Origin of the sequence: Streptococcus mitis, from assembly GCF_965111735.1 — a bacterium.
In the GTDB taxonomy this organism is placed as follows: Bacteria; Bacillota; Bacilli; order Lactobacillales; family Streptococcaceae; genus Streptococcus; species Streptococcus mitis_DR.
Map to the genome: position 1 here is coordinate 709,134 of NZ_OZ217346.1, position 21,280 is coordinate 730,413.

23 protein-coding genes and 1 pseudogene are annotated in these 21,280 nt (G+C 37.6%); 17 read left to right on the plus strand and 7 right to left on the minus strand.

The genetic code is table 11. The features are described 5' to 3' along the window. Positions 1-3 precede the first annotated feature (3 nt). Genes ACLV7W_RS03440 through ffh form a run of 3 tightly spaced genes read left to right on the plus strand, consistent with a single transcriptional unit; the run spans position 4 to position 2,143 of the window. The gene (locus ACLV7W_RS03440; RefSeq protein ID WP_000402062.1) at positions 4-336 is read left to right on the plus strand and encodes a putative DNA-binding protein; all 333 of its coding nucleotides are present in this window, start codon (positions 4-6) and stop codon (positions 334-336) included. 2 nt (positions 337-338) lie between these two features. Then, positions 339-554: a 2-oxoglutarate:acceptor oxidoreductase gene (locus ACLV7W_RS03445; RefSeq protein WP_153209452.1), complete on the plus strand. Its 216-nt coding sequence runs from the start codon at positions 339-341 to the stop codon at positions 552-554. A gap of 17 nt (positions 555-571) precedes the next feature. Continuing rightward, positions 572-2,143, plus strand: coding sequence for a signal recognition particle protein (gene ffh / locus ACLV7W_RS03450; protein ID WP_153209454.1), 1,572 nt, complete (start codon positions 572-574; stop codon positions 2,141-2,143). Here the strand turns inward: ffh and ACLV7W_RS03455 are convergent. The 4 genes and pseudogenes from ACLV7W_RS03455 to ACLV7W_RS03470 form a co-directional block, all read right to left on the minus strand. Further along, positions 2,106-3,154, minus strand: a pseudogene (locus tag ACLV7W_RS03455) (transposase). The gene ffh and the pseudogene ACLV7W_RS03455 sit on opposite strands and share 38 nt — an antisense overlap. A gap of 537 nt (positions 3,155-3,691) precedes the next feature. Further along, positions 3,692-3,973: a transposase gene (locus ACLV7W_RS03460; RefSeq protein ID WP_153210213.1), complete on the minus strand. Its 282-nt coding sequence runs from the start codon at positions 3,971-3,973 to the stop codon at positions 3,692-3,694. Further along, entirely contained in the window at positions 3,936-4,253 is a 318-nt protein-coding gene (locus ACLV7W_RS03465) for a hypothetical protein (RefSeq protein ID WP_228112226.1), read from the minus strand. Before ACLV7W_RS03465 ends, ACLV7W_RS03460 begins: the two co-directional genes overlap by 38 nt. Next, the gene (locus ACLV7W_RS03470) at positions 4,195-4,698 is read right to left on the minus strand and encodes an IS110 family transposase (protein ID WP_228112225.1); all 504 of its coding nucleotides are present in this window, start codon (positions 4,696-4,698) and stop codon (positions 4,195-4,197) included. The genes ACLV7W_RS03465 and ACLV7W_RS03470 overlap by 59 nt, the downstream gene beginning before the upstream one ends. A gap of 382 nt (positions 4,699-5,080) precedes the next feature. Between ACLV7W_RS03470 and ACLV7W_RS03475 the strand changes: the two genes are divergently transcribed. After that, complete coding sequence (locus tag ACLV7W_RS03475) at positions 5,081-6,337, plus strand: ISL3 family transposase (protein ID WP_411865439.1); 1,257 nt, start codon at positions 5,081-5,083, stop codon at positions 6,335-6,337. 307 nt (positions 6,338-6,644) lie between these two features. Here ACLV7W_RS03475 and ACLV7W_RS03480 read toward each other — a convergent pair whose 3' ends face one another. Beyond that, on the minus strand, positions 6,645-7,184 hold the full coding sequence (locus ACLV7W_RS03480) for a helix-turn-helix domain-containing protein (protein WP_153210172.1): 540 nt from the start codon (positions 7,182-7,184) through the stop codon (positions 6,645-6,647). Positions 7,185-7,756: 572 nt separating this feature from the next. Between ACLV7W_RS03480 and ACLV7W_RS03485 the strand changes: the two genes are divergently transcribed. From ACLV7W_RS03485 to ACLV7W_RS03505, 5 genes are all read left to right on the plus strand, one after another. Then, complete coding sequence (locus ACLV7W_RS03485) at positions 7,757-8,179, plus strand: hypothetical protein (protein ID WP_153210171.1); 423 nt, start codon at positions 7,757-7,759, stop codon at positions 8,177-8,179. Next, entirely contained in the window at positions 8,166-9,227 is a 1,062-nt protein-coding gene (locus tag ACLV7W_RS03490) for a replication initiation factor domain-containing protein (protein ID WP_411865440.1), read from the plus strand. Before ACLV7W_RS03485 ends, ACLV7W_RS03490 begins: the two co-directional genes overlap by 14 nt. 227 nt (positions 9,228-9,454) lie before the next feature. Then, complete coding sequence (locus ACLV7W_RS03495; RefSeq protein ID WP_153210170.1) at positions 9,455-9,679, plus strand: DUF3173 family protein; 225 nt, start codon at positions 9,455-9,457, stop codon at positions 9,677-9,679. Further along, positions 9,672-10,862, plus strand: coding sequence for a tyrosine-type recombinase/integrase (locus ACLV7W_RS03500; RefSeq protein WP_153210169.1), 1,191 nt, complete (start codon positions 9,672-9,674; stop codon positions 10,860-10,862). The genes ACLV7W_RS03495 and ACLV7W_RS03500 overlap by 8 nt, the downstream gene beginning before the upstream one ends. Positions 10,863-10,955: 93 nt before the next feature. Beyond that, on the plus strand, positions 10,956-11,132 hold the full coding sequence (locus tag ACLV7W_RS03505; RefSeq protein ID WP_153210168.1) for a hypothetical protein: 177 nt from the start codon (positions 10,956-10,958) through the stop codon (positions 11,130-11,132). Positions 11,133-11,220: 88 nt separating this feature from the next. Here ACLV7W_RS03505 and ACLV7W_RS03510 read toward each other — a convergent pair. Then, positions 11,221-12,569 (minus strand): IS3 family transposase gene (locus tag ACLV7W_RS03510; RefSeq protein ID WP_411865386.1). Its coding sequence is split into 2 segments (ribosomal slippage): positions 11,221-12,128 and positions 12,128-12,569, totalling 1,350 coding nucleotides; the frame shifts between segments, so codons are not numbered across the junction. An 83-nt stretch (positions 12,570-12,652) separates the two neighbouring features. Further along, the gene (gene guaA / locus ACLV7W_RS03515) at positions 12,653-14,215 is read right to left on the minus strand and encodes a glutamine-hydrolyzing GMP synthase (protein ID WP_411865441.1); all 1,563 of its coding nucleotides are present in this window, start codon (positions 14,213-14,215) and stop codon (positions 12,653-12,655) included. Between the two features lie 140 nt (positions 14,216-14,355). On the opposite strand from guaA, the gene ACLV7W_RS03520 reads away from it, so the two are divergent. From ACLV7W_RS03520 to ACLV7W_RS03555, 8 genes are all read left to right on the plus strand, one after another. After that, positions 14,356-15,054, plus strand: coding sequence for a GntR family transcriptional regulator (locus ACLV7W_RS03520; protein WP_050203718.1), 699 nt, complete (start codon positions 14,356-14,358; stop codon positions 15,052-15,054). Between the two features lie 138 nt (positions 15,055-15,192). Then, a complete protein-coding gene (locus tag ACLV7W_RS03525; protein WP_000169065.1) occupies positions 15,193-16,479 on the plus strand; it encodes a peptidase U32 family protein in 1,287 nt (428 codons plus the stop codon). Between the two features lie 313 nt (positions 16,480-16,792). After that, on the plus strand, positions 16,793-16,993 hold the full coding sequence (locus ACLV7W_RS03530; protein ID WP_001054560.1) for a F0F1 ATP synthase subunit C: 201 nt from the start codon (positions 16,793-16,795) through the stop codon (positions 16,991-16,993). Positions 16,994-17,026: 33 nt separating this feature from the next. Further along, entirely contained in the window at positions 17,027-17,737 is a 711-nt protein-coding gene (atpB, locus tag ACLV7W_RS03535) for a F0F1 ATP synthase subunit A (protein ID WP_000392870.1), read from the plus strand. Between the two features lie 13 nt (positions 17,738-17,750). Then, positions 17,751-18,245: a F0F1 ATP synthase subunit B gene (gene atpF / locus ACLV7W_RS03540; protein ID WP_020902744.1), complete on the plus strand. Its 495-nt coding sequence runs from the start codon at positions 17,751-17,753 to the stop codon at positions 18,243-18,245. After that, a complete protein-coding gene (locus tag ACLV7W_RS03545) occupies positions 18,245-18,781 on the plus strand; it encodes a F0F1 ATP synthase subunit delta (RefSeq protein WP_000359020.1) in 537 nt (178 codons plus the stop codon). The genes atpF and ACLV7W_RS03545 overlap by 1 nt, the downstream gene beginning before the upstream one ends. Positions 18,782-18,795: 14 nt before the next feature. Further along, a complete protein-coding gene (atpA, locus tag ACLV7W_RS03550) occupies positions 18,796-20,301 on the plus strand; it encodes a F0F1 ATP synthase subunit alpha (protein ID WP_000996629.1) in 1,506 nt (501 codons plus the stop codon). A 15-nt stretch (positions 20,302-20,316) separates the two neighbouring features. Beyond that, positions 20,317-21,195, plus strand: a complete 879-nt coding sequence (locus tag ACLV7W_RS03555) for a F0F1 ATP synthase subunit gamma (protein ID WP_000301224.1) — start codon at positions 20,317-20,319, stop codon at positions 21,193-21,195. Positions 21,196-21,280: the final 85 nt, after the last annotated feature.

Sequence of the window (21,280 nt, forward strand, 5' to 3'; positions counted from 1 at the left end):
GTTATGGAAATCGAAAAAACCAATCGTATGAATGCGCTCTTTGAATTTTATGCGGCGCTTTTGACAGATAAGCAAATGAATTATATCGAGCTATACTACGCTGATGATTACAGCCTTGCTGAGATTGCTGAAGAGTTCGGCGTTAGTCGTCAGGCTGTCTATGACAATATCAAGCGGACAGAAAAGATTCTGGAAGACTATGAGATGAAGCTCCATATGTACTCGGACTACATTGTTCGCAGTCAAATTTTTGATCAGATTTTGGAGCGTTATCCAGAGGATGCTTTTCTGCAAGAGCAAATTGAGATTTTGACCAGTATTGATAATAGGGAGTAATCATGGAAAATCTTGTTGTCTATAAAGGAATACCTTGCAAACTATTAGCTGCAGAGGAACCATTTCCTACAAGACTACAAATTCTCTCACCTAATTCTATTCCTCAAGCCCTTAAAGAAGGATTTAGCTGTTGGGGATATCCAAATGAAATCATTAAAGAAGTCACAACCGAAGAACTAGAGAGTTTGCAACATTTCGGACGATTTCCACTGAATTGAAAAAATAGGAGAAAATAATGGCATTTGAAAATTTAACAGAACGTTTGCAGAACGTCTTTAAAAATTTACGTAAAAAAGGAAAAATCTCTGAATCTGATGTCCAAGAGGCAACCAAAGAAATTCGCTTGGCCTTGCTTGAGGCCGACGTTGCCTTGCCTGTTGTAAAGGACTTTATCAAGAAAGTTCGTGAGCGTGCAGTCGGGCATGAGGTCATTGATACCCTTAATCCTGCGCAACAAATTATTAAAATCGTTGATGAGGAACTGACAACTGTTTTAGGTTCTGATACGGCAGAAATTATCAAGTCACCTAAGATTCCAACCATCATCATGATGGTTGGTTTACAGGGGGCTGGTAAAACAACCTTTGCAGGTAAATTGGCCAACAAACTCAAGAAAGAAGAAAATGCTCGTCCTTTGATGATTGCTGCGGATATTTACCGTCCTGCGGCTATTGACCAGCTTAAGACCTTGGGGCAACAAATTGATGTGCCTGTCTTTGCACTTGGAACAGAAGTACCAGCTGTTGAGATTGTACGTCAAGGTTTGGAGCAAGCCCAAACTAATCATAACGACTATGTCTTGATTGATACGGCAGGTCGTTTGCAGATTGATGAGCTTTTGATGAATGAGCTTCGTGACGTGAAAGCATTGGCTCAACCAAACGAAATTCTGCTCGTCGTTGATGCCATGATTGGTCAGGAAGCGGCCAATGTTGCGCGTGAGTTCAATGCTCAGTTGGAAGTGACTGGGGTCATCCTTACCAAGATTGATGGCGATACTCGTGGTGGTGCGGCTCTATCTGTTCGTCACATTACCGGAAAACCAATCAAGTTCACTGGTACAGGTGAAAAGATTACGGACATTGAGACCTTCCACCCAGACCGTATGTCAAGCCGTATCCTTGGCATGGGGGATATGCTCACTCTGATTGAGAAAGCTTCTCAGGAATACGATGAGCAAAAAGCCCTTGAAATGGCTGAGAAGATGCGTGAAAACACCTTTGATTTCAATGATTTCATTGATCAGTTGGATCAGGTGCAAAACATGGGGCCGATGGAAGACTTGCTCAAGATGATTCCAGGTATGGCCAATAATCCAGCACTTCAAAACATGAAGGTGGATGAACGCCAGATTGCTCGCAAACGTGCCATTGTGTCTTCAATGACACCTGAAGAACGTGAAAATCCAGATTTGTTAAATCCAAGCCGTCGTCGTCGTATTGCCGCAGGTTCTGGAAATACTTTTGTAGAAGTCAATAAATTTATCAAAGACTTTAACCAGGCTAAACAGCTCATGCAGGGTGTCATGTCTGGGGATATGAACAAGATGATGAAGCAGATGGGAATCAATCCAAACAACCTTCCTAAAAATATGTCAAATATGGGAGGAATGGATATGTCTGCCCTTGAAGGAATGATGGGACAAGGCGGTATGCCTGATCTGTCAGCTCTCGGAGGAGCAGGAATGCCAGATATGAGTCAGATGTTTGGTGGCGGACTCAAAGGTAAAATTGGTGAATTTGCCATGAAACAGTCCATGAAACGCATGGCTAACAAAATGAAGAAAGCAAAGAAGAAACGTAAGTAAGACAAAGGAAGGCCGCAGGGCTTTCCTTTCCTACAAAAAGAACTCTCAGATTGAAGACAAACATCGTTTTAATGTTTGTCTTTTTTATATCTTCAGCGTTACTATTCTCAAAATAGGCTAAAATCTTTATCAAAATAGTTTTCAGCGAAAAATAAAAAGGCTTCCCCACCATCACTTTTACCAATTTTTTGATATTCAGGCACGTCAAAGTAAGTCCAACTTTTGCCTTCATTTTGGACTTACTCACTTCTCTTGTATAACGTAGATTGTGGTATTCTTTGGCTGTGCCAAAAAGCTGCTCCACCGATTCTTTACGTTTCTGGTAAAGTTCCTTACTTCCCTTTTGATGCCGAATCTCCTCACAAATTTCTAAATAATCCCTCCAAATATGGCTAGTAACGACTTACTGTTTCTTTTTACTTTCTGTGAAACTGGATAACAGAGGACAAATTGGGCAAATATTAGGATTGCTTTTGTACTCACGATAGCCATCGAGATTTGTTGTAAAGTAAGATAACATTTGATTTTCAGGGCAGAGGTAACAGTAATAGTGTTCATCATAGATAAAGTCCTTAGGGCTAAGTTTTCCTTTCTTTCCACGAGGGCGAGTATAAGTGAATACAGGTGTAATATTTTGGTCAAGGAGGAGTCTTAGTCCTGAAAACGACGATTGTAATTTTTGCCATAAGTGGTAAAATGAGGAACCTTATCGTTTAAGCTCAAACCCAGAAACCAGCGATAGGCGGTATTGACCTCAATGTCCTTGATAGTTTGGCGCATGGAACGGATACCGTAGAAACATTGGATGAGAGGGATTTTAACCAGCATAACAGGGTCTAAACTAGGACGCCCTTTATCCTCAGAATAAGTATCTGCGACCAAGTCATAGATGAAGGAAAAATCGATAACTTGCTCAACTTGACGAAGAAAATGGTCTTGCGGAACGAGTTCGTCTAGCGTGTAAAAACCAACTTGATTGTGGTTGTAGTCTAGATTTTCTTTGTGAAACATAGGGAATACCTCACAACTTTTCTTACATCTATTATACGACTTTACACAAAGAAAAGCCCTTAGAAACTTGTAGTCTAAGGACTTTGTCTCCAAAAAAGAGTCTGGGACAAAAGTCTAACCTTAGATATAAAAAGCGAACAAAACGAGTTATCTGACACTCAGAATTCTGTCTTGTTCGCTTTTTTGTCGAATCAATCGATTTTAAAATTTATAATAAAGAATTCCGAAAATCAAAATCTTTTTGTCCCAGCCTCTTTTTTTGGAGATAAGGGACTATTGTCCCAACCTCCTTTATTTGAAAAAAGACAGTAAAAAGCTCAAAAAATCATTTCCTGTGCTATACTGTAATTGAAATTTTTTTAGTTTTGGCGTTAGAACTGTTTCCTCAGTCCTAGCGCCTTTTCTTTTTGATAAGTCTGCTTGGTGGAGAGTAGTTTGTAAATGATTCTGAGAATCTTATGAGCACAAGCAATAATCGCCTTCCTCTTGCTTCCTCTTTGGGAAATTCGATTGTAAAAAGAAGAAAAAGCTGGATCCTTAGATAGAATGTGCTGCAATTAATCCCGACAGGGTCAAAGCCTGTTTGATATAGCGATTTCCTTGCGTGATGTGTGAGGATTTTTTAATGCCAGCACTTTCATAAGACCCTGGACAGAGCCCAGCCCATGATGCTAAGTGTGCATCGGATGGAAAGGTCGTAACAGTTGGTCCAATCTCAGCTAGAATAGTGGCAGCACAGTTTTCATTCACACCTGGAATGGTTTGAAGTATCCTATTTTCCTCAGGGAAACTCCTTTTCGATGTAGTGTTGAATCTCATCGGTCAATTTTTCAATGAGTTCCTGATACATCTGACACTCCTCTAAGCTCTGGCCTAAGAGGAAGCGGTCTTCTAGTGACAACTTTCCTTCCATCGCTTCCACGAGTTCTTCTGGACTTGCTTTCACTCGCTTCTGGATACAAGAGATAACAGATTCTACATTAATTGCTTCTCCGTTAATGAATAATTTTAAAAGTGCTTGCCCCGTCTTAGAAAAAATATCAGAAAGATAACTGCTTAGCTTGATATTGGCCCCGTTGTAAGAGATTGTGAATTTCATTTTTGACTTGAGTTTGACGCTGCTTGTAAGAACGCATGCGACGTGTCAGTAAACGAAGCTGTACCACTTCAGGTGCTGGAATATAGGAAGGTTCAATCAGTCCGCAACGGCCGAGTTGAGCAATCCATTCAGCGTCCTTCATGTCTGTTTTTCGACCAGGCACATTCTTGATATGTTGAGGATTGGCAAGTACTAAGACGAAATCAGAATCTGAAAAGATAGTAAAGAGAGGGAGCCAATATTGCCCAGTACTTTCAAAAAAGACATGTGTGATATGGTTTTTCACCACCCAATCTAAGGCATTGCGAAGAGCTACTGTAGTTGTCCCAAATTTCTTCTGAATTTTCTTTGGTTTATTGGTATCTAGTGGACAGTCTAGAATACAACAAACAATGGATTTTTGGTGGACATCAATACCACAACACGTTTCAATCATGACTTCCATTATAAAAACCTCCTGTTAACTATTTGAACAATAGAACAAGAGGCTACTAGTAAGATATTTTCATGCTCAAGGCATATTCGAATTAGCTCACGACTCTTGTTCATCCAGTTTTTTATACAGGCTAGGAAAAGCCCTATTAAACACCACAGTTTGGTATTGTTCGCCTTCAGTATAGGCTAAACTTCTTTTTCTGTCATGAGTTAGCAGGATCTGCCTGCTTGGAGTTTTTTGTTAAATCAATAATTAGATAAGAAAAAAGGCTCTATAATATTTGTAGTGGGTAACCCCCCTATAGATATTATGGAGCCTATTTTTGTGTAGAAAAAAAGTCCCATATAACCTATAATGAAAAGCGACTAAACAACTCATTAGAAAGATTCATATGGAACAATTACATTTTATCACAAAACTACTCGATATCAAAGACCCTAATGTCCAAATTATGGATGTTGTTAATAGAGGTACCCACAAGGAAATCATCGCCAAACTGGATTATGAGGCCCCATCTTGTCCTGAATGTGGAAGTCAAATGAAGAAATATGACTTCCAAAAACCATCGAAAATTCCTTACCTTGAAACAACTGGTATGCCTACCAGAATCCTCCTTAAAAAGCGTCGTTTCAAGTGCTATCACTGCTCTAAAATGATGGTAGCCGAGACCTCTCTCGTCAAGAAAAATCACCAAATTCCTCGTATCATCAACCAAAAGATTGCGCAAAAGTTGATTGAAAAAACTTCTATGACCGATATCGCTCATCAACTGGCTATTTCAACTTCAACTCTCATTCGCAAGCTCAATGACTTCCGTTTTAAGTATGATTTTTCTCATCTTCCAGAGATTATGTCTTGGGACGAGTATGCCTTTACCAAGGGAAAAATGAGTTTCATTGCACAAGACTTTGATAATCTCAACATTATCACCGTTCTTGAAGGTAGAACACAAGCTATCATCCGAAATCACTTTCTGCGCTACGATAGAGCCGTTCGTTGTCAGGTGAAAATCATTACTATGGATATGTTTAGCCCCTACTACGATATTACCAGAAAACTTTTTCCTAACGCTAAAATCGTTCTCGACCGCTTTCACATTGTCCAACATCTCAGCCGCGCTATGAGTCGTGTCCGTGTTCAAATCATGAATCAGTTCAATCGAAAATCTCATGAATACAAGGCCATCAAGCGCTACTGGAAGCTCATCCAGCAGGATAGTCGTAAACTGAGTGATAAACGATTTTATCGCCCTACTTTTCGTATGCACTTAACGAATAAAGAGATTCTAGACAAGCTTTTGAGCTATTCAGAAGACTTGAGACACCACTATCATCTCTATCAGCTCTTGCTTTTTCACTTTCAGAACAAGGAGCCAGACAAATTTTTCGGACTCATTGAGGACAATCTTAAACAGGTTCATCCTCTTTTTCAGACTGTCTTTAAAACCTTCCTCAAGGATAAAGAAAAGATTGTCAACGCCCTTCAACTACCTTATTCTAATGCCAAATTAGAAGCGACTAATAATCTCATCAAACTTATCAAGCGAAATGCCTTTGGTTTTCGGAACTTTGAAAACTTCAAAAAACGAATTTTTATCGCTCTGAACATCAAAAAAGAAAGGGCAAATTTTGTCCTTTCTCGAGCTTAGCTTTTCTTCAACCCACTACAGTTGACAAAGAGCCAATATAAAAAGCGAACAAAACGAGTTATCTGACACTCAGAATTCTGTCTTGTTCGCTTTTTTGTCTAATCCATCGATTTTTAAAATTTATAATAAAGAATTCCTAAAATCAAAATCTTTTTGCCCCAGCCTCTGGTAATTTGGGCTTATAGCCCTGGAACAAACCACCCGTTAGACGGGTAGCATGATTTGTCTACTCCCACTCACTAAAAGTCATATATTGACTATTTAGGATAGTTGATTTAATAGTGATTGATAATACAATCAATGAGTACTATTTGATATTATTTGAGTCTTTTGTTGTTAAATTGTTGTTATTTTTTTGCCATGGCCATTTGAATTTTTTATTAGATTTTTTGAATTTGTAAAATTCGTTAACATCATCAGCAAATTCTTTTGCTTCAGCTAGTATAGTATCTAAAATTAACTCTTCATCTTTATTAATTTTATTTTTCTCTATCAGTGTTTTTTTAAGTATTTCTGTATTTAAAGATTCATCTAATAGTTCAAATGCTAATGTCATTTTTAAATCATAAAGGCTTTGTGTGTTGGACTCTTTTAGTATACTTAAATCATACTTGTTTTTTTTAGTTAAAATTCTATCTCCAAAATTTACCTTCCGACCTAATAGTTCGTCAGTGGTTGTATCTAGTATGTTAGCTAATTTTATAATATTGTCTAAAGTAGGTTCTGCCTTGCCACTTTCCCAATTGCTATATGATTTCTGACTTATATCTAATTTAGATGCTAGTTCAGTTTGAGTTAGTTTTTTTTCTTTACGCAACTCTTTTAATACAGTATTACTTAATGCCATATAATTTACCTCAAAAAGTTTTAAGTTCCCAGTTGACAAATATACCTATAGGGTATATAGTCAAAACATACCTAACAGGTATATTCAAATTATATCAAACTATACTATGTTTGGCAAGAATTGGGGGTAACTGCCTATGATTGTATAAAAAAGTCTTTGAGGATTTTTCTTCAAAGACTAGTATATTAGTAATTTTGGTTTCTTGTTGCTAGTAGCTAGTAGCAGGAGCAAGCGTAAGCCAGCGACTGCGCTCACTAGCGCTCACTAGCAACTAAGGATAGTTTACTACTAGTTGGTACTAGTCACCTATCGTCAACACAGTATATTTCACAAACTTTTAGTTGAAAATAGACCTACAATCTCTAATAGGTAGGTCTAAAAGACATTGAAGAACCTTCAAACCCTTGGGAGAGTAGGCGCGGAGTGCATTTTATTGAACGAAATCGCATTGGCGCTTAGAGCCACAAGGGAATAGAGCCTATTTGATGTCTTTTGCCGAAAGACAAGGATATTTCAGCAAGTGAAAAAAGATTGTGAAATTTTATCAAATGTATAGAAAAGGAAATATAAAAATGGAAAAATTTAAAATAACTGCAACACAATTTATTAAAGGTGAATTTGAATTTGACAAGGAGCAATTTGAGATACCGGAAGTGCTAAGAGTTGATTTCTCCAAAGCTAGAGAAAAATATGAATATGTTGAAATTAACGGAGAAAGTACCAAAACTGATAAAATTGAACGTTACACGGCTTATTCTAAAGATGGAGAATTGGCTCAATTCTTAGAAGAAAAAGGTATGTTTTCCGAGATTGAAGAATTGAAGGATTTTGCCTTTGAGATTTCAGGAGATTTAGAAAAAGTTAAAATGTTTAAAGAAAAAGGTCTAACTCGTTATATCACTCTGACAGATTATGCTATTAAACCAAAATGGAATGGTTCAAGACAATGCTTTGATGGTATTAAATTAGAGGTGAGAGAATTTGAAGAGGAGTAATACGGTCACTATTGACTGGTTTGCTAATACAGTCAAACCAGTTGATGATGTCGACTATATGAAATCTTGTAAATATGTAATTGAAGAACTATTAAAATTAAATTTTAATGATTTCGTTCTTGAGTTGTACGGTACAAACCGATATAATCATCATTTTGCCTATGTAGATATTAAGGTATATTTTTCTCTTAATGATGATAATTCAATGAATTATGGAATGGGAATATTTACCGAGATGAGAGGGCATGGTTGTAGGCAATATGAACAATTTATGGACGGTTCGGTTAATAACTGGAGTGCTTTAGTAAGTAGGTATCTAAATGATTGTGCTCATTTTACAAGGCTAGATGTAGCAAATGATATTTATGATGGAAGTTTATCAGTTCAGAAAATATACGAATATTGCAAACAAGGTCTATGCATTAGCTATTCAAAAAAATATGAGTATCATGAAACTGGCAGACTTGAAGATGGGGAAATCGTTGGAGAAACTATAAATATTGGGAAAAAAGGAAGTAACTCGCAACAGTGGGGTGTATATAATAAGTTAATGGAACAAGGAGAGAAAGCAAGCGATATTGGAATTACTTCGTGGATTCGTTCAGAGTTAAGATTGTTCGGTGACAAGGCTGTATTATTTGCTCAAAATATGGCTATGAAGAAACCATTGAAAGATTTGTTTTTCTCTGTATTAGCAAGTCACTATCGTTTTGTTTTATCAGACAAATACTCAATAGATACAAAAAAATCTAGAAGGGAAACTGTTTCATGGTGGAATGAATATATTCAAACAAAGGAACGTACAAAATTGAAGACAGTTAGAGAAGAAACCACTTTACTTAAGTCAAAAGAATTTTTAGAAACTCAAGTTGCTCGAACACTTACCAAGGTTTATAAGGCTTATGAGAGTTCTCAAGGGGTAGAATCTGCAAATGCGTATATAAATTATTTGTTAGTTCTTGGCCTTGAAAAGATGAATGATAAAGACCATACAGAAGTCAAAGAATTTTCCGTAGAGCAAAATAATAGTTTTTCCTGGGGGAAATAAAAATGACTAAAAAAATTGTGATGTTCTTTGATGAAAGGTTAAATACTGACTTTCGTATAGTACGCTTTGGGAAGTGTATACCAGTAAGGCAAGAAATAGATAACATCTATATTTTCCTGAATGATAGGAATTTATGGGCTAGATGCAAAAAAAAGATGCGTGAAAATCAATCACACATCAAATACAAAAAACTATATAAAGTATAACATACAAAAAGGAGAAAGACAATGACAAAATTTGTTACTAAAAATGATTTAATGAAACTCGGCTTTTCATCATGGCAAGGTATGATGTTAGTAAAGCAAGCTAAAACAAAATTAGCAAACCAAGGGCTAACATGGTATGAAAGTAAGGGTTTAGGACGTGTACCTCTTGAAACAGTTGAGGAAATTTTGGGAGTGAAAATAGATGAAGATATCTTGTTAGATACGGAAATCAAGGAAAATGCCTAAAATATCTAGTATTTACCCTATGAGTAATGGCACGTATAGAGCGACTGTTTCTCTAGGTTTTGATGTTCAGACTGGCAAAAGGATACAAAAGTTTAAGAATGGCTTTAAAACGCAAAAGGAAGCTCAAGAGTGGCGCTTACGTATGCTTGCTGATTTTGGTAAAGGTTCTATAACCGTTAATAGTACAATGACTTTTAAAAAGTTTCTTGATGATTATTTTATACCAGACTATAAAAGCCAAGTAAGAAAACGTACTTTTGATATGACACAATCAAAATTTAAAAGACTGTCATATTTTGAGAATATGAAGTTATCGGATATTCAAGCACCTCATGTTAAGCAATGGCAAAATTCAATGTTTATAGAGGGATTGTCTAATAATTATATTCGTTCTGTTCATCAAATCTTACAACAAGTCTTTGATTTAGCAGTTAAACTAGGTATGTTATCAAGTAATGTTGCTAAAACGGTGGGAAACGTAAAGAAAGACCGCCCTAAAGTTGATTTTTGGACAGTGGAAGAATTTCAGCTATTTATTAGTACATTTGATAAATCTAATATCTATGAATTATTGTACTTTACTACATTTTGGTTTTTCTTCATGACTGGAGTTAGAACAAGTGAATTACAAGCTATTGAATGGTCGAAAATAGATTTTGAAAAAGGTACTGTTTTAATAGACTGTTCAATGTATTATAAAAGCCAAAAAGAGTGGTATCTTACTGATACAAAATCTATATCAGGTGTAAGGCTTTTGTATCTTGATGATGATACATTAGAACATTTGAAATATTGGAAGAAAGCACAATCTCAGATAGGAGAATGTAAATTTGTATTTTCCATAGCAGATAGTCCGTTGGTAAAATCAACTCTTAAACGTGTTCTAAAATCTCATAGTGATTACGCAAAAATAAAATCAATAAGGATCCACGATTTAAGGCACTCTCATGCCAGCTTTATGCTCTCTCTAGGAATGAATGATTTAGAAATGCAAAATCGTCTAGGACATGCTGATATTAAGACAACACTTGGAACGTACTCTCATTTAAGACCAAATGCTATGAAAGAAGTAGCTACTAGAATGACTGGGAAAGTAGTGGTGAGTGATAATAATATCAGAAAAAGTAAATTTAATGGCAATCAGCATACTAAAAATTTTCAATCTAAAGTTTTGTCTGACTAGCGAAGTCTGTCCGATTAAACTTTAGATTCATACGGTAAACTATTGAAGTTTACCGTATTATTAGTTATAATTCATATACAAGGGAGCAGTATAATGAAAAAAGAAAATGTTGTTGGTGAGTTTGAATATAATAATGATTTTTACCGTGTTTATGAATTGCGTGAAGATAATGAAGATTATGCTAGAATTGTTAGCGACTCTAAGAAAGGTATGTATATAGAAAGTACCAAAAGGGTTAAAAAGATATTAGGTTTAAATACTGAAAAATAGTTTTTGTTGTTAAATTGTTGTTAAAGCAAAATAAAAAGCCTTAGAAATATTGATTTCTGTACTGACCCCAAAAAGTTAGACAATTAATTTATCCGAAGGATTTAGTTCTGTATTGTACAGGGCTAAGTCCTTTTAGTTTTACCTTAATTCGTTTATTGTTGTAGTAATCAATATAGTCTACAATGGCTTGTTCCAATTGCTTAAGCGACTGAAATGACTTCTCATAACCGTAAAACATTTCCGATTTCAGAATCCCAAAGAAGGACTCCATCATACCATTGTCTGGACTGTTCCCCTTACGTGACATGGATGCTTGAATTCCCTTACTCTCTAGGAACCGATGATAAGAATCGTGTTGGTATTGCCAACCTTGGTCACTATGGAGAATCGTATTCTTATAGTGTTTATCTGTGAATGCCTGTTCCAACATCGTTTTTACTTGTTCTAAGTTGGGTGAAGTTGAAAGATTATAGGCGATAATTTCGCTATTAAAGCCATCTAAAACTGGTGATAAGTAAAGCTTTTGAGTACTTGCTGGAATGGCAAATTCTGTCACATCTGTGTAGCACTTTTCCATTGTTTTAGAGCCTTCAAATTGACGTTGAATGAGATTCTCTGCCTTCTTACCAACGTCTCCTTTATGAGAAGAATATTTTCGTTTCTGTCGCATTTTAGCTTGTAAATTGAGTACTTTCATCAAGCGTTGAACTCTTTTATGATTTACCAGATAACCACGATTTCTTAGTTCTAAATGAATCCGACGATAACCATAATTTCCCTTGTGTTCGATAAAAATGGATTGAATTTCAGCTTTAAGCTCTTGGTCCTTATCTGGTTTCTCTAGCTGTTTCAAGTGATAGTAGTAGGTCGAACGAGCTAGTTTAATGGCTTTTAGAAGAATATCTAACGAAAACTCAGTCATTAATTCTTGAACAATTTCTGTCTTTCTTCTTTCTCTTTTTCCTCCTTCAATCGGAGTTCTCTTAACTTTTTTAGGATAGCATTCTCCGCTCTCAGGTACTCATTTTCTGCTTGAAGACGTTCTAATTCTGTCCTCTCTTCAGGTCTCTTTTTTGGCTTACGTCCCATTTTAGGTACTCTCCCTCTTGTTTTCTCAACAATAGTATACCCGTTTTTCTTGTATTGTGCTAGCCAATTAAGAAGTATCGTACGACTTGGGAGGCCATATTCAAGAGAAACTCTATCTTTAGTCCAGCCTTCATGTAAGACTTTATGAATCATTTCTTGTTTTAAATCAGGAGAATAGTAACGATTTTTTCCTTTTTTGACGAATTCTATTCCGTAACGATCAATCAATTTAATCATATACCTAATATTAGAATTGTTTATCCCAAATTTATTTGAAAGCTTCTCTAAGCTATATCCTTGTTTTCTAAGTTCATAGATCTGAACTTTATCATCATAAGTTAATTTCATGATAAAAACACCCCAAAAGTTAGATTTTTTCTGTCTAACTTTTGGGGGGCAGTTCATTCTAGGGCTTTTTTAGCTCATTAACTCTATTCCCATTCAACTGTTGCTGGTGGTTTACTTGTAATGTCGTAGACGATGCGGTTAACGTGATCCACTTCATTTACGATACGTACTGAGATTTTTTGAAGCACTTCCCATGGAATTTTAGCAAAATCAGCAGTCATACCATCGATAGAGGTGATAGCACGAATTGCAATCGTGTAGTCATATGTACGACCGTCACCCATAACACCGACTGAACGAACGCCTGTGTTAACTGTGAAGTATTGCCAGATATCGCGGTCAAGACCAGCTTTAGCAATTTCTTCACGAAGGATAGCGTCTGACTCACGAACTGTTTCTAGTTTTTCTTCAGTGATTTCACCCATAACACGGATAGCAAGGCCTGGTCCTGGGAATGGTTGGCGCCATACGATATGGTCTGGCATACCAAGCTCTGTACCAAGGGTACGAACTTCGTCTTTATAGAGAGTGTTGAGTGGTTCGATCAATTTAAACTGCATGTCTTCTGGAAGACCACCCACGTTGTGATGTGACTTGATAGTTTGAGCTGTATCTGTACCAGACTCGATAACGTCTGTATATAAGGTACCTTGAGCAAGGAATTTCACATCTTTGAGCTTGCTTGCTTCGTCATCAAAGACATACACAAATTCGTTACCGATGATTTTACGTTTTTGTTCTGGGTCAGAAACGCCAGCAAGTTTATCAAGGAAACGTTTAGCAGCGTCTGCTTTGACGATATTCAAACCAAACTTACCACCAAGCATGTCCATAACTTGGTCCGCTTCTCCTTTACGAAGAAGACCGTGGTCTACGAAGATACAGATCAATTGATCGCCAATAGCCTTTTGGAGAAGAACCCCAACGACAGATGAGTCAACCCCACCGGATAGACCAAGAAGGACACGTTTATCACCGACGGTTTCACGGATTTTTTGAATCTGCATATCAATGAAGTTATCCATTGACCAGTCGCCTTTAGCTTTACAGATGTTAAGGGCAAAGTTACGAAGGATATCATTCCCGTATACAGAATGACGAACTTCTGGATGGAATTGGATACCGTAAATGTGTTTATCTGGGTTTTCAATGGCTGCGTATGGGCAGTCAGCAGATGTACCTGTACGAACAAAGTCAGAAGGAATCTCAGTAACTGCATCACCATGGCTCATCAAAACAGTCTGTTCATCAGGTGTTGATTCAAAAAGAGCTGATGGTGTGTGAGTAAGAGTTGATTGACCGTATTCGCGATTTCCAGCGTCACCTGCAGGGACAACTTTTCCTCCAAGTTTATGAGTTAACAACTGCATACCGTAACAAATTCCCAAAATAGGAATTCCAAGTTCGAAGATTTCTGGGTCAATATCAAATGAACCATCTTCGTATACAGAGTTTGGTCCGCCTGAAAGGATAATTCCTACAGGATTGATTTCACGAACTTCAGCAGCTGAAATTTTATGGCTTTTTAGTTCTGAAAAAACACCAATCTCACGGATACGGCGTGAAATCAGCTGGTTGTACTGGCTACCATAATCCAATACGATGATTTTTTCTACATCTTGCAAATCAGTTGAAATGTTGCTCATCTTTTTCCTTTCTCAAAAGAAATATCTTTTTTCAATATTCTATCACAAATAAGGGCGAATTACCAACTAAACAAGGCGAAGTTTGACTTTTTCTAGTTTATTGGGGTACAATAGAGAAAAGATAGAAATGAAGTGAAAATATGCTACCTGCTTATATGAAAATCCACGATCAGATTAAAAAGGATATTGACGAGCACCGTTGGGCTATTGGGGAGAGGCTTCCTAGTGAACGAGATTTAGCAGAGCAGTTTGAGGTCAGTCGCATGACCCTCCGCCAAGCTGTATCTCTATTAGTTGAAGAAGGTGTCTTAGAGCGCCGCGTAGGAAGTGGCACCTTTGTTTCCAGTACTCGGGTACAAGAAAAGATGCGAGGGACAACCAGTTTTACTGAAATTGTTAAGTCTCAAGGTAAAGTACCCTCTAGCCAGCTCATTTCCTACAGAAAAACCATTCCCAATGAGCAGGAAGTTGCCAAGCTAGGAATTTCTCCAACGGAGAATATTATCCGAATGGAGCGGGTTCGATATGCCGACCAAGTTCCTTTAGTTTATGAAGTTGCTTCTATTCCTGAAAAATTTATTAAGAATTTTAAAAAAGAAGAAATCACCAGTCATTTCTTCCAAACTCTGCAAAAACACGGCTACCGTATCGGTAAATCACAGCAGACTATTTATGCTCGTCTTGCTAAGGAAAAAATTGCCCACTATTTAGAAGTTGAAAAAGGACATGCTATTCTTGGTTTGACTCAGGTTTCCTACCTAGAAGATGGTACTGCTTTTGAATACGTAAAAAGTCAATATGTAGGCGAACGATTTGAATTTTATCTTGAGAACAACTAGTCTAGAAAGGCTAGTTTTTTTGCTTTCTTAAAAGATTAGAATTGTCAAAACAATCTGTCTAGGCTTGATTTTATGGCTTATTTACTATAAAATGAGAAGGAAAAACGTCAAACTTTTATATTGCAAATAGGAGAAAACATGACAAAAACATTAAAACGTCCTGAGGTTTTATCACCTGCAGGGACTTTAGAGAAGCTAAAGGTAGCTGTTCAGTATGGGGCAGATGCTGTCTTTATCGGTGGTCAGGCCTATGGTCTTCGTAGCCGTGCTGGAAACTTTACCTTTGAACAGATGGAAGAAGGCGTACAGTTTGCGGCTAAGTACGGTGCCAAAGTCTATGTAGCTGCCAATATGGTTATGCACGAAGGAAATGAGGCTGGTGCTGGTGAGTGGTTCCGTAAACTACGTGATATCGGAATCGCGGCAGTTATCGTGTCTGACCCAGCCTTGATTATGATTGCAGCGACTGAAGCGCCTGGTCTTGAAATCCACCTCTCTACCCAAGCAAGTGCGACTAACTATGAAACACTTGAGTTCTGGAAAGAACTAGGTTTAACTCGTGTCGTTTTGGCGCGTGAGGTTTCAATGGAAGAATTGGCAGAAATTCGCAAACGTACAGATGTTGAGATTGAAGCCTTTGTTCATGGAGCCATGTGTATTTCTTACTCTGGTCGTTGTACTCTTTCAAACCACATGAGTATGCGTGATGCTAACCGTGGTGGTTGCTCTCAGTCTTGTCGTTGGAAGTACGACCTTTACGATATGCCATTTGGGAAGGAACGTAAGAGTCTTAAAGGTGAAATTCCTGAAGAATTTTCAATGTCAGCCGTTGATATGTCCATGATTGACCATATCCCAGATATGATTGAAAACGGTGTGGACAGTCTCAAGATTGAAGGACGTATGAAGTCTATTCACTACGTATCAACAGTAACCAACTGCTACAAGGCAGCTGTTGATGCTTATCTAGAAAGTCCAGAGAAGTTTGAAGCTATCAAGCAGGACTTGATTGATGAAATGTGGAAGGTTGCCCAACGTGAATTAGCAACAGGTTTCTACTATGGTACACCATCTGAAAATGAGCAGTTGTTTGGTGCTCGTCGTAAAATTCCTGAGTATAAGTTTGTCGCTGAAGTGGTTTCTTACGATGATGCGACACAAACAGCAACCATTCGCCAACGGAACGTCATTAACGAAGGGGACCAAGTTGAGTTTTATGGCCCAGGTTTCCGTCATTTTGAGACTTATATCGAAGATTTGCATGATGCTAAAGGAAATAAGATCGATCGCGCTCCAAATCCAATGGAACTATTGACTATCAAGGTTCCACAACCTGTTCAAGCTGGAGACATGGTTCGAGCTCTTAAAGAAGGTCTCATCAATCTTTATAAGGAAGATGGAACTAGCGTCACAGTGCGTGCTTAATAAACATGTAGGAGATGAAAGCTTTCTAGTTGCTTTCCCTTTAATCCTACTTACTAAAGAACCTTAGGTTAAAGAAAATATATTAATTTCCATCCGAGATTTCATCTCGGATTTTTCATTATTTTTCAGAAAGACCTAGATAATAGACGGATTTATTACAAGTTTTTTCCAAAGTTTTCTATATAATAGACTTAAAAATAGTAAAATTGTAAATAATTTTCATTAAACGCTTTCAATGTAAGTAAAAAGTTGACAAATCCAATTTTTAGGACTAAACTAAGTAAGTAAATTTTAATTAAAAGGAGAATTCGTCATGAATTTAACATTTTTCGGTCTATGTCTTGCCTGTATGGGTGTATCTCTTGGTGAAGGTATGTTGATGAACGGTTTGTTGAAATCAGTTGCTCGCCAACCAGATATCATCTCAGAACTACGTAGTTTGATGATCCTAGGGGTTGCCTTTATTGAAGGTACTTTCTTCGTTACTCTTGTCTTTTCATTTATCATCAAATAAAAGAAGTATAAATTGAAAAAGGGAGGATTTTAGATGGAAGAAAGTATTAATCCAACCATCAATATTGGTCCTGTTACCTTTAATTTAACCATAGTAGTTTTGACTTTGTTGACTGTAGCACTTATTTTTGGCTTTATTTATTGGGCAACTCGAAATATGACTTTGAGACCCACAGGAAAACAAAATGTATTAGAGTATTTATTTGATTTTGTTGTTGGATTTACAAAATCAAACCTTGGTCCAATGATAAAGGATTATTCTCTCTTTTATTTCTGTTTATTCCTATTTATGGCCATTGCAAATAATATTGGCTTAATGGCTAGAATTCAGACTACAGATGGTGTAAATCTTTGGACCTCACCAACAGCAAATTTGTCATTTGACTTGGTCTTGTCTTTTACAATTATCTTAATGACTCACGTAGAAGGAATTCGTCGTCGTGGAATCAAAAAGTATTTAAAAGCATTTGTAACACCAGGTTTTATGACACCAATGAATCTCTTGGAAGAAGTTACCAATCTCCTTTCACTTGCATTGCGGGTCTTTGGTAATATCTTTGCAGGGGAAGTGATGGCAAGTATGTTAGTCCTACTTTCTCATCAGGCCTTCTATTGGTATCCTATTGCTTTTGGAACAAATCTAATCTGGACTGCATTTTCTGTTTTTATTTCTTGTGTACAAGCATATGTATTTACATTGTTATCTTCAATGTACCTAGGAAATAAAATTAATGATGAAGAATAGAAAGGAGTAGTTTATGAATGTAACAGTAGGTGAATTACTTGGTGATTTTATACTAATCGCTGGTTCCTTTATTCTCTTGCTAGTCTTGGTTAAGAAATATGCTTGGTCAAATTTGGCTAGCATTTTCGAACAAAGAGCAGAAAAAATTGCAGCAGATATTGACGGAGCTGAACAAGCACGTCAAAAAGCAGAAGTATTGGCTCAAAAACGCGAAGATGAATTGGCTGGTAGCCGTAAAGAAGCTAAGACAATCATCGAGAATGCGAAAGAAACAGCTGAGAAAAGTAAAGCTAGTATTTTAGCAGATGCTAAGCTAGAAGCAGGACGCTTGAAAGAAAAAGCGAACCAAGAAATTGCTCAAAATAAAGCTGAAGCTTTACAAAGCGTTAAGGGTGAGGTAGCAGATTTGACAATCAGCTTGGCTGGTAAAATCATCTCACAAAACCTTGACGGTCATGCCCATAAAGAACTCATTGATCAGTATATCGATCAGTTAGGAGAAGCTTAATGGACAAGAAAACAGTAAAGGTAATTGAAAAATACAGCATGCCTTTTGTCCAATTGGTTATAGAAAAAGGAGAAGAAGACCGTATCTTTTCAGACTTAGCTCAAATCAAGCAAGTTGCTGAAGAAACAGCCTTACCTTCTTTTTTAAAAAAAGTGGCAGTAGACGAGTCTGACAAGGAAAAAACAATTACTTTCTTCCAAGATTCAGTGTCACCTTTATTGCAAAACTTTATCCAGGTTCTTATCTACAATCACAGAGCAAATCTTTTTTATGATATTCTTGTAGATTGCTTGAACCGACTTGAAAAAGAAACAAATCGATTTGAAGTGACGATTACTTCAGCTCATCCTTTAACTGATGAACAGAAGAGTCGCTTGCTCCCTTTGATTGAGAAAAAAATGTCTCTTAAAGTAAGGAGTGTAAAAGAACAAATCGATGAAAGTCTTATTGGTGGTTTTGTCATTTTTGCCAATCACAAGACAATTGATGTGAGTATTAAACAACAACTTAAAGTTGTTAAAGAAAATTTGAAATAGAAAGTGGTGTTCTTTTGGCAATTAACGCACAAGAAATCAGCGCTTTAATTAAGCAACAAATTGAAAATTTCAAACCCAATTTTGATGTGACTGAAACAGGTGTTGTAACCTATATCGGGGACGGTATCGCGCGTGCTCACGGCCTTGAAAATGCCATGAGTGGAGAGTTGTTGATTTTTGAAAACGGCTCTTATGGTATGGCTCAAAACTTGGAGTCAACAGACGTTGGTATTATCATCCTAGGTGACTTTACAGATATCCGTGAAGGCGATACAATCCGCCGTACAGGGAAAATCATGGAAGTCCCAGTAGGTGAAAGTCTGATTGGTCGTGTTGTGGATCCACTCGGTCGTCCAGTTGACGGTCTTGGAGAAATCCACACTGATAAAACTCGTCCAGTAGAAGCACCAGCTCCTGGTGTTATGCAACGTAAGTCTGTATCAGAACCATTGCAAACTGGTTTGAAAGCTATTGACGCCCTTGTACCGATTGGTCGTGGTCAACGTGAGTTGATTATCGGTGACCGTCAGACAGGGAAAACAACCATTGCGATTGATACAATCTTGAACCAAAAAGGTCAAGATATGATCTGTATCTACGTAGCGATTGGACAAAAAGAATCAACAGTTCGTACGCAAGTAGAAACACTACGTCAGTACGGTGCTTTGGACTACACAATCGTTGTGACAGCCTCTGCTTCACAACCATCTCCATTGCTCTTCCTAGCTCCTTATGCTGGGGTTGCCATGGCGGAAGAATTTATGTACCAAGGGAAACATGTTTTGATCGTTTATGATGATCTTTCAAAACAAGCGGTAGCTTATCGTGAACTGTCTCTCTTGCTTCGTCGTCCTCCAGGTCGTGAAGCTTTCCCAGGGGATGTTTTCTACCTTCACAGCCGTCTGCTTGAGCGCTCAGCTAAAGTTTCTGATGAACTTGGTGGTGGATCGATTACAGCCCTACCGTTTATCGAGACACAAGCAGGAGATATCTCTGCCTATATCGCAACCAACGTGATTTCAATCACTGATGGACAAATCTTCCTTGGTGATGGTCTCTTCAATGCGGGTATTCGTCCAGCCATTGATGCGGGTTCATCTGTATCACGTGTAGGTGGTTCTGCACAAATTAAAGCCATGAAAAAGGTTGCTGGTACACTTCGTATCGACCTTGCTTCATACCGTGAGTTGGAAGCCTTCACTAAGTTTGGTTCTGACTTGGACGCAGCAACACAGGCTAAGTTGAACCGTGGACGTCGTACAGTTGAAGTCTTGAAACAACCTGTTCACAAACCATTACCTGTTGAGAAACAAGTAACCATTCTCTATGCTTTGACACATGGTTTCTTGGATACTGTTCCAGTAGATGATATTGTTCGTTTCGAGGAAGAGTTCCATGCCTTCTTTGATGCTCAACATCCAGAGATTTTGGAAACCATTCGTGATACAAAAGACTTGCCAGAAGAAGCAGTCTTGGATGCTGCGATTACAGAGTTTCTCAATCAAACCAGCTTCCAATAAGAATAGAGGTGTCAGATGGCAGTATCTCTAAATGATATTAAAACAAAAATCGCCTCAACAAAAAATACGAGTCAAATCACTAATGCCATGCAGATGGTATCAGCTGCTAAGCTAGGGCGTTCTGAAGAAGCTGCTCGCAACTTCCAAGTTTATGCTCAGAAAGTTCGTAAACTTTTGACGGATATTCTTCATGGGAATGGAGCTGGCAGTTCAACCAATCCGATGTTGATTAGTCGTCCAGTTAAGAAGACAGGCTATATCGTCATTACTTCAGACCGAGGTTTGGTTGGAGGTTATAATTCTTCTATTCTGAAAGCCGTTATGGAGCTGAAAGAAGAATACCATCCAGACGGTAAAGGTTTTGAAATGATCTGTATTGGTGGAATGGGAGCTGATTTCTTTAAAGCTCGTGGTATTCAACCACTTTATGAACTACGTGGCTTGGCAGATCAACCAAGCTTTGATGAAGTTCGTAAGATTATTTCAAAAACTGTTGAAATGTACCAAAATGAACTTTTTGATGAACTCTATGTCTGCTATAACCACCATGTCAATACGCTAACCAGTCAAATGCGTGTGGAACAAATGCTTCCAATTGTTGACTTGGATCCAAATGAAGCAGATGATAGTTACAGCTTGACCTTTGAATTGGAAACTAGCCGAGAAGAAATTTTGGAGCAGTTGTTGCCTCAATTTGCAGAAAGTATGATTTACGGTGCTATTATCGATGCTAAGACAGCTGAAAATGCTGCCGGTATGACAGCCATGCAAACAGCGACAGATAATGCTAAGAAAGTCATTAATGATTTGACAATTCAGTATAACCGTGCCAGACAGGCGGCGATTACACAAGAAATTACAGAAATCGTAGCAGGAGCTAGTGCCTTAGAATAGGCTCTAGTCCAGCTCGTATGAAAATGAACTTAGGACCTAGTTAAGCTAGGGACCGACAGTATCTTATATAGAATAGGAGAAGGAG